Source organism: Centipeda artemidis DSM 19719 (genome assembly GCF_000426665.1).
Lineage (GTDB): Bacteria > Bacillota > Negativicutes > Selenomonadales > Selenomonadaceae > Centipeda > Centipeda artemidis.
Genome location: NZ_KE384552.1, coordinates 74,419 through 87,338, shown reverse-complemented (window position 1 = coordinate 87,338; position 12,920 = coordinate 74,419). Strand labels below are relative to the sequence as shown.

At 58.9% G+C, this 12,920-nt stretch carries 10 protein-coding genes; 6 read left to right on the top strand and 4 right to left on the bottom strand.

What is annotated here, in order from left to right; genetic code table 11:
- Positions 1-42: 42 nt before the first annotated feature.
- The 4 genes from K341_RS0111155 to K341_RS0111135 form a co-directional block, all read right to left on the bottom strand.
- Positions 43-723: a hypothetical protein gene (locus tag K341_RS0111155; protein ID WP_026762847.1), complete on the bottom strand. Its 681-nt coding sequence runs from the start codon at positions 721-723 to the stop codon at positions 43-45.
- A 345-nt stretch (positions 724-1,068) separates the two neighbouring features.
- Positions 1,069-1,344: a hypothetical protein gene (locus K341_RS0111150; RefSeq protein ID WP_009658779.1), complete on the bottom strand. Its 276-nt coding sequence runs from the start codon at positions 1,342-1,344 to the stop codon at positions 1,069-1,071.
- 71 nt (positions 1,345-1,415) lie between these two features.
- Positions 1,416-1,586, bottom strand: coding sequence for a hypothetical protein (locus K341_RS12815; protein WP_169713243.1), 171 nt, complete (start codon positions 1,584-1,586; stop codon positions 1,416-1,418).
- A 299-nt stretch (positions 1,587-1,885) separates the two neighbouring features.
- A complete protein-coding gene (locus K341_RS0111135) occupies positions 1,886-2,170 on the bottom strand; it encodes a hypothetical protein (RefSeq protein WP_009350822.1) in 285 nt (94 codons plus the stop codon).
- 112 nt (positions 2,171-2,282) lie between these two features.
- On the opposite strand from K341_RS0111135, the gene K341_RS0111130 reads away from it, so the two are divergent.
- The 6 genes from K341_RS0111130 (at position 2,283) to dnaB (ending at position 12,127) form a co-directional block, all read left to right on the top strand.
- Complete coding sequence (locus K341_RS0111130) at positions 2,283-4,118, top strand: MutS-related protein (protein WP_009350821.1); 1,836 nt, start codon at positions 2,283-2,285, stop codon at positions 4,116-4,118.
- 812 nt (positions 4,119-4,930) lie between these two features.
- Positions 4,931-5,899, top strand: a complete 969-nt coding sequence (locus tag K341_RS0111125) for a YybS family protein (RefSeq protein ID WP_155814477.1) — start codon at positions 4,931-4,933, stop codon at positions 5,897-5,899.
- Between the two features lie 94 nt (positions 5,900-5,993).
- Positions 5,994-8,000 carry a DHH family phosphoesterase gene (locus K341_RS0111120; RefSeq protein ID WP_009350819.1) on the top strand — a complete coding sequence of 669 codons (2,007 nt, stop codon included), beginning with the start codon at positions 5,994-5,996 and terminating at the stop codon, positions 7,998-8,000.
- Positions 7,978-8,421, top strand: a complete 444-nt coding sequence (gene rplI / locus K341_RS0111115) for a 50S ribosomal protein L9 (RefSeq protein ID WP_026762843.1) — start codon at positions 7,978-7,980, stop codon at positions 8,419-8,421. The genes K341_RS0111120 and rplI overlap by 23 nt, the downstream gene beginning before the upstream one ends.
- 3 nt (positions 8,422-8,424) lie before the next feature.
- Positions 8,425-10,770, top strand: coding sequence for a S16 family serine protease (locus tag K341_RS0111110; protein WP_026762842.1), 2,346 nt, complete (start codon positions 8,425-8,427; stop codon positions 10,768-10,770).
- Between the two features lie 34 nt (positions 10,771-10,804).
- Positions 10,805-12,127, top strand: a complete 1,323-nt coding sequence (gene dnaB, locus K341_RS0111105; RefSeq protein ID WP_009350816.1) for a replicative DNA helicase — start codon at positions 10,805-10,807, stop codon at positions 12,125-12,127.
- Positions 12,128-12,920 lie beyond the last annotated feature (793 nt).

The window sequence follows — 12,920 nt, the reverse complement described above, 5'->3', positions numbered from 1 at the left end:
TGATCAAACCGCCCTCGCGGGCAGTTTAGGTGCATTCTCGTTTTAGCGATTGCGATAGCGGTCGGCAATGCTGCGGGGGCTGTCGTCCATATTTATATCGGTCGGCAAGGGAGCGGAGACGCCCTGCGGACGGATGTCGGTGACGGTGGGACGCGGGGCGATGTCCTGCCTGCGCGGAGCACTGCGATAGACGTTCTCCTCTTCTTTACGACCGCGGAAGCGGTTCCAGATCCAGCGGATCGCCATGACAGCGATAAAGACGAGAGCGACGTTTGCAAGGACGCCGAGGATGTCGGTGAGGAAGCCGCTGCCGAGCCCGAACATGGAGGCGAGCATGGAGCCGAGGAGCATTCCGCCCGCGAGGAACCCGATGCTGCGCAGGGCGTTGCCCCAGCCGGTGCCGCTCCTTGCGGCGTTTGCCGTGCCCGCCGCCGCGCCGGGTTTGGCGGAGGCGGCGTTCGGGGCGGTCTTGCCGAGGTCGTTCGCACTCTTTGAAGGAGCGTAGCTGCCTCCGTTGCCGGAGACGGATTTGCCGCTGCCGCGCTGTGCGGGTGCCGCCTTTGGTGCGGCGGGGGCGGAGCGCGGTGCGATACGGGCGCCGCCGCGGGCTGCCTCCGCCTCTGAAATGAGGACACCCTGCACGGCGTTCGGTACGATGATCGGTGCGGCTGCGACGGTCATGGAGGTGATCATCGCGGCTGCAAGGATTTTCTTGAGGTTCATTTATGATTCTCCTTTTTTATGTAAAATTCGGTGTATGATGTTTACGTCTATTTGTCCCGCGGCGGCGCCGCTTGGCATTTGCCTTGCCAAAAAAGCGGGGCTTAAAAATGGCTGCGGCAAACGCCGCGCGGCTGAGCCCTCAAACGATTTAGGGCGGCATAACGAATCGCCGTATGAAATGACACCGCTATACGCCAAAATCCCGCAGATCAAACCGTACAGTAAGTGACGCGGAAGTTTGGATGCAGAGCAAGGAATTGAGGAAAACGCGAGGAAGGCGTAGATGAGCCCTACGTCGACGAAGCGTTTGACGAAAATGACACAGCTATGCGCCAAAATCCCGCGTCACTCCTTATAAGACTTCACATCTTCCGGAAACGCATAAATCTCCCCCACCGTATCGAGCTCTCCCGACAAATAGCGGTCGATATCGTCAACATCGATGTAGAGTTTGCAGTCGATGTCGAGATAGCCCTGTTCGCGCCCGTCGGAGAGATCGCGGATCGCGATGAGCTTTTCGCGGAGTTTCAGCAGGTCGCTGCGCGTCGCATGGACATCCAGCCGCAGCTGCGGTACGCCGTATTCTTTGAGGACTTCTTCCATCGTCATACGCTGTGACATAGGTATCTTCCTTTCTTTCGTATGTTCAGTCTATCATATGTCGCTGAAATCAGAATGAAATGATTCCGGTTTCATTTTGTCTGTTGCTGTCTCTGCTTGAGGGAATGGAGCGCACGCTCAAGGGTGCGCTTTTCGTGCAGATAGGACTCGTAGTCGAGATCCCCGGCAGCGCCGCGCATCCGCACATTCAGTGCTGCGATTGCCGCCTCTAGGCGGCGAACTGCGCTGTCTTCAGCGGTCATAGTCCCCTGCTCCTCCTCCGTATTCATAAGTATTCGGCGGGTGCCGCGTCACAAAAGGAACGGGCGCCATTCTTCTTTTTCTGTTACTTCATAGGGGATGTGCATGGTCTCGAGAAGCACGGCGGTGCGCCGCATCGCGTCCTCCATGTCCGACTGCGCGGAGTATAATTCCTTGGCGGGATTGTATACGCCCGGTGAAAAGTAATAGGTGCTGCTTTGTCGACCGTCTTTTTGTCGGATGCGAAAAGGGGCTGCTGCACAGTTCCCTCATGCAGCAGCTCCTCATAGGCGGCGCGCCGTTAGAAGAAATATCGTTCGAGATTGTTTTGCAGCACGCCCTCATCGGAGAAGATGCCGGTGCCAAACCGCAGCACGAGGGTGTGCGGCAGCGCTGCGGCGCGGATGGTGACGGTATCGGCGGCGAGATCCCGTGAAAAGGAGATCGCTTCTTTGGGCGCGAAGTATTCCTCCCCCGCCGTTTCATTCCGAATGGCGATGCCCTCCCGATAGAGGATGATCTCGTGATACCGGTCGGTCTTTTTGCGCAGCTCAATGACCGTGAAGATGATCATGAGGACGCTCATCAGGTTGAGCTTTCCGGCGTTCCAAAAGCCATCATGAAAAACATCTCTTTTGGGCGAACGATTCGTCCGGTCAGATTATGATACGGCGCCCGCACTGTCTTTTTTGGTGCGGATGATTTATAATATACGTTGCCATTGTTACAAAAAGATTGGAAGGAGAGGCGTCCTTTTGAAGAAAGATTTTTATGAAAACGCATGGGAAAATGCACTCATGCTCGCGGCATCCCTGCGCAGGGAGCATCGGCGGCTCGTGTTCGCGCGTACGCTTGTGTTCCCAGCGGCGGGGGCGGCGCTGATCCACGGATATGATCGCGGAGCGGCGGGAGAGATGCTGCTCGGGCTGTTCCTCGTCGTCCTCTTTGCCGTGCTCGTGGCGCGGCACGCGCGCCTGGAGAGGCGGCGGCGCTTCATGGAGGCGTATCTCTCGGTCGTGGCGGGGTATCTGGCGCGGTTTGCGGGAACGTGGAAAAGCGAGCCGGTGACGGGGGCGCAGTACCGCAAGGCGAAGCGTCCGCCCGATGCGGATCTGCATATCTTCGGTACGGCGTCGCTCTATCAGTACCTGTGCTGTGCGCGCACACTCGCAGGGCGGGATCGGCTTGCCCGCGCGCTCACGGCGACGCCGCGTGATCTCATGCGGACGCGGCGGCGGCAGGCGGCGGTGGCGGAGCTGCTGGCGCATCCCCTGCTCTGCCTCGAGCTCACGGCGCGCGGGGTGCGGCTGCCGGATGGGCACGACACGCGTGCGCTCGTGCGGGAGCTCGCGCAGCAGGTCTCCATCTCGCCCCGCCTATACTGCGCGGTGGGGGCGGTATTCTCGCTCGCGGGATTTGCGGCGCTGCTGTGGGCGCTGCTCGGCGGCGGGACGTGGGGACTGCCGCTCACGATATGGTCGCTCAATATGGCGCTCGCGCTCGTCTTTTACCCGCGCACACAGCGCGTGCTCGCGCCGCTCGGACGGATGGCGCAGGAGCTGCGGCTCTACGGGAATATCTTTCGTGCGCTCGAGCGTGCACCGCTGCGCGGGGATGCCCTGCGTGAGACGCTTGCCCCGCTCTCAACGCCCATGCGTGCGACGCGGGCGCAGAGCAGCCTGACGCGGCTTGCGGACTGCGTGGCGATGCGGCGGAACTTTGTCTTTTTCGTCCTTGCAAATGCGCTGTTTTTGTGGGATTTCCACTGCCGCGCATATTTTGCACGGTGGCGCAGCCGAGCGGGGGCTGCGGCGCCCGGGTGGCTTGAGGTGTGGGCGGAGATGGAGGTCTTGCTCTCGCTCGCGATGATCGGGCACACGCGCGAAGTGCACGCGTTCCCGACCTTCCTCGACGAGGCGTCGCCGCGCCTTGTGGCGCGGGATGCGATGCCGTTCGTACTCACGGAGGAGGCGGGCACACCGAACGATGCGGATCTTTCGGCGGGGGCGCTCGTGATCACGGGATCGAATATGTCCGGTAAGACAACGTATATGCGTGTGCTGGGCTCTAACATGGTACTGGCATACGCGGGTGCACCCGTCTGTGCAAAATCCTTTGCGCTGACACCGATGGCAGTCTACACGTCGATACAGATTCAGGACGATCTCGCGGGCGGCATCTCGACGTTCTACGCCGAGCTCCTGCGCATCAAAAAGATGATGGCATACAGCCGCAAGGGGCGCCCCATGCTCATCCTGATTGACGAAATATTCCGCGGGACGAACTCCGCCGACCGCATCGTCGGCGCGCGCGAGGCGATCCGCCACCTGACGCTGCCGCACGCAATCACGATCGTCACGACACACGACTTTGAGCTGTGTGATCTCGGCAAGGAAGGCATTCCGATCAGGAATGCACACTTTGAGGAGCACTACGAGGGGGATAGGATTCTCTTTGATTTCAAGATACGCGAGGGAAGATGCAGGACGACGAATGCGCAATACTTACTCCGCATGGCAGGCATATTGACGTGACGCAGGATTTTGGCGCATAACTGTGTCACTGCGAAAAATACTGCGCTCGACGTAGGCTTTCGACTACGCCTTCGCTTGTATTTTTCTTGTTCCTTGTTCTGCATCCAAACTTCTGCGTCACTTAGGCCGCGGCTCGTTGCGGGTTCACGTCCTCACTGCAAAAATATTGTAAGGGGCGTAGGTTTCATCTACGAGTTCGCTTGTATTTTTCTCATTCCTTGCGATCCATCCAAGCTTGCCCTTCACTCGGGTTGCGGCGGTGTGACGCGCGCCTAGGCGTCGTCATTTTTGGCAAACGCTTCGTCAACGTAGGTTTTGGCTGCGCCTTCCTCGCGTTTGCCGCAATTCCTAGCTATGCATCGAAACTTCCGTGTCACTTAGGCTGCGGCTCGTTGCGGGTTCACGTTCTCACTGCAAAAAATACTGCGCTCGACGTAGGCTTTCGACTACGCCGTCGCTTGTATTTTTCTCATTCCTTGCGATCCATCCAAGCTTGCCCTTCACTTAGGTTGCGGCGGGAAGCAGAGGCGTGACATGGTATTTTCGCGCCCAGCGTCGTCGGTTTTGGCGAACGCTTCGTCGACGTAGGTTTTGGCTGCGCCTTCCCCTCGTGCGCTCCTCATTCCTTGTTATGCATCGAAACTTCCGTGTCACGCACTGTACGGTTTTATCTACGGGATTTTTGTGCACAGCTGTGCCATAACGCTTGTCCTGTTATGTGTTTTCGTGACAGTATGCTAAAAACCTGCTATAATAGGAACGTATTTTATGGGATGGAAATGACGGGCGGCACGCCGCGGAAAGGATACGGGATGAACGAGCAAGGTGCGCGCCCTGCTGCGACGGCGGGGGTGATGACGGCCGCGGCGGTGGTCTATGCGCTCGCCGCGATCTATCTGCCCATGCTGACGATGGTGCTGGGGCTGCTCTGGCCGGTGTTTGTGGCGCTCGTGGTCGTGCGTGTTGGGCTCAAATGGGGCGTGCTGATGACAGCCGCGTCTCTTCTCCTCCTGATGCTCTTTGCGACGCCTGTGATGGGCGCGTTCTTTGTGTTGGCGTTTGCGCCGACGGGGCTCGTGCTCGGGGCGCTCGTACGGCGTGATCGTTCGGCGGTGCAGACGCTCTTTGCGGGGGCGGCGGCGTCACTCGGCGGCAAGGTCATGGGCGCGGCGCTGATGTTCGCGCTCTTTGGGCTCAATCCGCTGATGATCGACGCGGCGGATATGACGGCGGCGCTCGACCGGACGATCGAGATCTATCGGTCGCTCGGCATCGCGGAGACGGAGATCACGGAGCTGCGCGCGGCCGGAGAGCAAATGCTAACGCTCTTCGTGCAGATGCTGCCTGCGCTTCTCATCGTGAGTGCACTCGCGGAGGCGGCACTGTCGCTGACGATCCTGCAGCGGGTGTTGCGGCGCATGGGCATTGCATCCCGTGCGCTGCCGTCGTTTACGATGTGGCGGTTTCCGGTGTTCTTCCCGTATCTCTTCGGATTTGCTATTGTGGGGCTGTACTGGGGCTCTACAAGAGATGTTACGCTGCTGTACGAGGCGGCGCTCAACGCGTATCTTATCTCGTTTTTTGCGGGACTCATCCAAGGGCTCTCGCTGATGCACTTTATGATGACACGCTTTGAGGTTGCGCCCTTTGTCCGCACGCTGCTCTATGTGTTCGTTGCGATCAACGGGCTCGTGACGCAGGTCGTCTCGTGGACGGGGTTGTTTGACATGGTCTATGACTATCGGAAAAAACTCGGTATCGATAAACAAAATATACAATAACCGTATATTAGATATAAACTTGCAATAATACCCCGCCCGGGGGAATGCGAAACGGTGAGGATGCACTTCTCACATTTCGGAAGAAGGTGATTCTATGCCGCGGAATTTATCCGCGTGGATCGATTTGACGATTCATTTGATCGTCATGCTTGCGCTTGCGCTCGTGACGTTCTGTTACAATACCTATGTCGGCATGGCGGCGCTCGTTTTGTGGGCTGCTCTTGCCGCGTTCGCGTGGGAACGTTGTCATGACAGAGAGCGGCGATTTGAACGCTACTGTATGGGCATTATCCGTAATGTAAACGAGGTAATGAACTATGCGGTGGATCGACTGCCGCAGGCGATCCTCGTTGTGAGCAAGGATGGTCATCTCGAGTGGTGCAATCGTCAGCTTGGCGACTATCTCGGGACGCCCCCGCCGGAGCAAGGAACTGCCGTGGCGGATTTTTGGCAGGAACTCGTGATCGAGCCCCTTTGGGGGATGGAGGGCGAGTACCGTTTTACGCACGAAGGACGGACGTATCGCGTCTATCATCGCCCGCTGCCGACGCCTGCACAGCACGACCCGCTGATGGCGTTCTACGTAGAGGACGAGACGGAGCAGGCGAACCTCGAGATGCGGTTTCATGCAAGCCGTACTGCCCTCCTTTATATCCAAATCGATAATTTTGATGAGATCATGCAGGGGCAGACCGAGGCGGAGCGCTCTCTGCTGCTGCTCGCTGTGCGCGAGCGGCTTGACGCGTGGATGGAGGGACTCGGGGGGTTCATGCGCAGTGTCTCGGACGGCGAGTTCGTCGCGCTGCTCGATCGCGCGGCGCTCGACCACGCGATCGCGGAGAAATTTGACATCCTCGATCAGGTGCGTAAGCTCACGAATACGAAGGGACTGCCCGTGACGCTCTCGATCGGGCTGTCGCTCGCGACGGATCAGTCGCTCAAGGCTCTCGGCGAGGAGGCGGAGGCAAAACTCGACCTCGCGCTCGGACGCGGCGGCGATCAGGTCGCGCTCGATATCGGCGGCAAGACGCAGTTCTTTGGCGGAAAGGCAAAGGCGGTTGAAAAACACACGCGGGTGAAGGCGCGCGTTGTGGCACACGCCCTGCGCGACATCATGGAGGGCGCGGACGAAGTATATATCATGGGACATCACAACGAGGACTATGACTGCTTCGGTGCGGCGATGGGTACGCTGTGCATGGCACGCGCGCTCGGGAAAAAGGCGCACATTGTCCTCAGTGATATGAACGAGGGCATCGACCGGTTCGAAGACGTCCTGCGCAAGGACGAGTCCTATGCGGACGTCTTTGTCCGTGCGGGGGACATCGCGAGCGTCGCGTCCGCGGCGGCGCTTCTCGTCGTGGTTGACGCGCATATCCCCCACATTCTCGCGGATCCGTCGCTGCTCGAGCGCATCCCGAAGGTGGTCGTCATTGACCACCACCGCCGCAGTGAGCATTTTGTCAAAAATCCCCTGCTCGTTTACATCGAGACCGCTTCGAGCTCGGCGAGCGAGCTGGTGACGGAACTGCTCATGTATTTCGGCGAGAACATCCGCCCGACGAAGTTCGAGGCAACGGCGCTCTACTCGGGCATTGTCGTCGATACGAAGAATTTCAACGTGAACACCGGCATCCGCACGTTCGACGCGGCGGCGTACCTGCGCCGCGCGGGGGCGGATCCCGTGCTCGTGCGCAGCCTCTTTCAGAGCGACTACGAGACGACGGTCGCGCTCGCACGCGCGAAGGCGACGGCGGAGTTTTTCCCCGGCGGGCTCATCGTCGGCAGCATCCCCGAGCAGATTCAGAACGGGCAGATCATCGCCTCGCAGGCTGCGGACGGGATGCTGCGCGTGGACGGGGTGCGCATGAGCATCTATGTGTTCCAAATGACCGCCGACACGGTTGGCATCAGCGCGCGTGCCTCAGGCGATATGAACGTGCAGGTGATTATGGAGCAGTTCGGCGGAGGCGGACACGCGAACGTCGCGGGCGCACAGGTGAAGAACGTCCCGCTGCGCGAGGTGCGCGCCGCCGTCATCGAACAGGCAAGGAAATATATAGAGGAGAGTGACCGCAGTGAAAGTGATACTACAGGCTGACGTTAAAAATATCGGGAAAAAAGGCGAGATCGTGGAAGTCGCGGACGGTTACGGACGCAATTTCCTCCTGCCGAAGAAACTGGCGCTGCCCGCGAGCGCGGAGAACGTGAACGTGGCAAAGGCGCAGGCGGGGTCAAAGGCACGCAAGGACGCCATGGCGGAGGACGAGGCGCGGCTGATGGCGGCGCAGCTCGAAAAGGTCACGGTGGACATCCCCGTGCGCATCGGCGAGAACGGCCGGCTCTTCGGCGCGGTGACGGGGAAAGACGTCGCCGAGGCGCTGAAGAAGCAGAATATCGACGTCGACCGCCGCAAGATTGCGATCCGCAGCGAAGTGACGAGCGAGGGCATTTACGAGGCAGTCGTGAAGGTGCATCCGAGCATCGCCACGACGATCAAGATTCACGTTCGTAAGGAATAGTCTATGTCGTTTTTTAAGGATTTGTTTGGCAGTCACGGCGGCACATCCGATGCCCTGCCCGCTCCCACGGGGGAGACGGCGCTCGACATCGAGATTGCCGCTATCTTTCGTATGCTCGCAGATATGATGGGGACGGAAAACCTCGTCATACAGGCGGGTAAGATGAACGCAATGGCGCTCATGCGCTCGGAGAATCGCCGCGAGCGCGTTCTCGCCCTCATGCGCATCCTCGAAGAGGATCCGATGCTCGCGCCGCCGCCGTCCGAGACGGAGATCCCGGAGATCCTTGTCCGCATGACGGAGGAGATCGCGCGCATTCGCGTGCGCCGGGATCTTGAGGATCGCATCGAGCGCAAGGTCACGGAAAAACTCGAACAGGATCACGAGGAGTACGTCGAGGACATCCGCCGTCAGGTCATCTCCGAGGAGAGTCCCGGCGCGGAGTCGCCGCATGATAAGAAAAAGCGCGAAGACCTCGAAGCCCTCGAGAATATCCGGCTCACACAGTCGGTGATGGAACTCCTGCGCCCGCAGAACTTTGACGAGATCATTGGGCAGGAGCGCGCCGTGAGGTCGCTCATGGCAAAGCTCAGCTCGCCCTACCCGCAGCACCTCCTGCTCTACGGACCGCCAGGCGTCGGGAAAACGACAGCGGCTCGCCTTGTGCTCGAGGCGGCGAAAAAACGCGCCGTCTCTCCCTTTGGGGAGAGCGCGCCGTTTGTGGAGACGGACGGGACGACGCTGCGCTGGGATCCGCGCGATATGACGAATCCCCTGCTCGGCTCGGTGCATGACCCCATTTATCAGGGAGCACAGAAGAGCCTTGCGGACAGCGGCGTCCCCGAGCCAAAGCCGGGGCTCGTCACGGAAGCGCACGGTGGCATCCTCTTCATCGACGAGATCGGCGAGATGGACGAGATGCTGCAAAACAAGCTGCTTAAGGTACTCGAGGACAAACGCGCGTATTTTGAGTCGGCGTATTACGATCCTGATGATAAACGGGTGCCGCCCTACATCAAGAAGCTGTTCGAGGAAGGGGCGCCCGCGGACTTCGTGCTGATCGGAGCGACGACGCGCGATGCAGATCACATCAACCCGGCGCTCAGGTCGCGCTGTGCGGAGATCTACTTCGAGCCGCTGACGCCCGCACACATCCTGCGGATCGTGGAGAACGCGGCGCGGCGGCTGCATGTGACGCTCGGGGAGGGCGTCGCGGAGCTGATCAGTGAATACACGATCGAGGGCCGCAAGGCGATCAATATCCTCGCGGATGCGTATAGTCTCGCGGTGAATCGGCTCACCGACCCCGAGATAGAGGAGATTGTTTCACGTGAAACAAATAGTGCGGATGAGGGTATAGGGGGCGGTCGGGTGTCCGACTTGCCAAAAAAGCAGGGCTTAAAAATGGCTGCGCCGGACACCGCTCGCGGCACGAAACTATCCGATGAAAATATTTCACGTGAAACAATCGGGGAAGAGGAAAAAAGTAAGCAGGGCTTAAAAATGGCTGCGCCGGATGCCGTTCCCGACACGATAGTGTCCGGCGGAACTGTTTCACGTGAAACAATCGGGGGCGAGAGCGGGAATGAGCGGGGCTTAAAACCGGATGCGCCGGACATCACTCCTGCCGAGCCGCAATTCGGTGATACTGTTTCACGTGAAACAATCAAGAAGAAGAGTGAAGCCCTGCGCGCTCTGCGTGTGACGGTGACGAAGGACGACATCTACGAGGTGGTTCAGGTAAGCCGCCTGTATCCGTTCGGGCGCAAGAAGGCGTCCGACACGCCTGCCGTGGGGCGCGTCTTCGGGCTTGGCGTAGCGGGCTTTCTTGGGTCGATCATCGAGATTGAGGCGGTGGCGTTCCCTGCCGCAGAGAAGGGGAAAGGAACGGTGCGCTTCAACGAGACGGCGGGCAGCATGGCAAAGGACTCTGTGTTTAACGCGGCAGCTGTGATGCGCCGATTGACGGGGCGTGACCTCCACGACTATGACATCCATGTCAACGTGATCGGCGGCGGCAACATCGACGGTCCCAGCGCAGGCACAGCGATTCTGACGGCGATCGTCAGTGCGGTGACGGGTGCGCCGATCCGTCAGGACGTGGCGGTGACGGGCGAGATCTCTCTGCAAGGGGAGATCAAACCCGTGGGCGGCGTCTTTGAGAAGGCATACGGCGCGCGGCAGGCGGGCATCACAACGCTCATCATTCCGTGGGAAAACGAGAAGGACATCCCCGAGGAACATCTGGGGCTGGATATCCGCCGCCTGAAACATGCGGAGGAGGCGTTTGACGTACTCTTTGCGAATGACGCATGGAAAGCGCCTGTGCCGGAGGAAAAGAGCGCATGAAGAATATAAAAATCAAGCTGAAAGGAGTCGAGTAATGCAGGAAGGACGCATCCCCCCCCAGAGTATCGAGGCGGAACTCTCCGTCCTCGGTGCGATGATGCTCAAGGCAAACGCCGCGACGCAGGCGCTCGAGCTCCTGCGAGCAGAGGACTTCTACCGCCAGGCGCACCGCGCAGCCTTCTCCGCGATGGAGGGGCTCGTGCGCGCGGGCGAACCCGTGGATATCGTGACCGTGACCGAGGCACTAAAAAAGGCGGGGCATTTGGATCAGGTCGGCGGTATCTCTTTCCTTGCCAACCTGACGAATGCTGTCCCCAGCACGGCAAATCTCGAACACTACGCCAAAATCGTCAAGGAGAAATCGATTTTGCGCAGTCTCATCGATGTCAGTACAGAGATTGCAGGCGCGGCATATGAGGGCAGCGACGAGATCGGGCAGCAGCTCAGCGACGCAGAACGCAAGATCTTTGCCATCAGCAGCGGGCAGAACACCGCAGAGTTTACGCCTGCAGAGCGCGTCGTCTTTGACGCTGTGGAGCGCATCAGTGAGCTCTCGGAGTCAAAGGGCGGTATCACGGGTCTCCCGACAGGACTCGCCTCGCTTGACAGCGTGACACGCGGCTTGCAGCCCTCTGACCTCATCATCGTTGCGGCGCGCCCTGCGATGGGAAAAACCGCATTCGTCCTGAATGTCGCCACCCATGCCGCACTGCAGGGGAAAACCGTCGCATTTTTCTCCCTTGAGATGCCGCGTGAACAGCTCATGCACCGTATTTTCTGTGCCGAAGGACAAATTGACGCGACCCATCTCGCGCGCGGCGAGCTCGACGAGGTGGAGTGGGAGCGTCTTGTAAAGGTGGCGGATCGCATGATGAAGACGCACCTTTATTTCGACGATACGAGCAGCACGACAGTTATGGACATTCGCTCACGTGCGCGCCGGCTCAAGGCGGAACATGGGCTCGACCTCATCGCCATCGATTACCTCCAGCTCATTCAGGCACCGGGGCGCGTGGAAAACCGCACGCTTGCTGTTGCCGAGATGACACGCTCATTGAAGATTCTCGCGCGTGAGCTGAACGTGCCGATTGTCGTCCTCTCGCAGCTCTCACGTGCCACCGAAGGACGATCGGATAAACGTCCCATGCTCTCTGACCTGCGCGAATCCGGCTCCATCGAGCAGGATGCGGATATCGTCATGTTCCTCTATCGTGAGGACTACTACAACCAAGACACCGAGAACGCCAATATCACCGAGCTCAGCATCGCAAAGCACCGCAACGGCGCAACCGATACGATAAAAATGTATTTTCAGAAGGAGTATACGAGGTTTCGAGATCTTGCCCGCGAACCCTGAGACGTGGAACGTGATCTTTGCGCCTAGCTTTGTCACATCGTCGGACGCGTCGGTTGACGTAGGTTTCATCTACGCCTGCCCTCGCGTCCTTCTCGTTCCTCGCTATGCATCAAAGCTGACGTCCCACTTAGGATTCCTGTATAGGAGAGACGTGACGCGGGATTTTGGCGCATCGTACTTTTTGATTTTACCTCGCGGCTCAGGTGTGCACTTCGTTCCGCAGCGCAAACGGGACGGCAGTCCATTTATGATGCCTGGAAAGCACACTGCCACGGCTCTAGGTCGCACAGCTCCGAGAGCCGTATGACAGCGTTCTCACATTCCCACATCTTACATCTATTCGTGCCGCCCCGCCCTTCGGGTGATGCTAAGCGTCACGAGAGAGCACACCGTTCGCCGCCCATAGGTAACCGCGCGCGTATGACAACAAATAACGTGCGATACGTTATGCCGCCGTATATCGATACAGGACGCATCACATCATGTCGTACACAACGTGCAGGGGAAATATTCCGTCGTCTCTATCGTCATTACAAAAATAAATTGCGCTATTTAACGCCCTTCCCCAATTATTTCACATGAAACACACACATATCGATTATTATGTAATGTATCATGCGGCGAACGGGGGTATCTTATCGACAACGCGCAGCATGAAACCCGAAGGGCGATGCGGCTCGTAGTGATCCTAGACAGTGATTTGTCAGAACGCCGCTTTGCAGTCCAAAAGACTGTGCGGCGGAATGAACTATATAGCGATATTGTTCTGCCGCATCGTTTGCGGAGCGTGGAG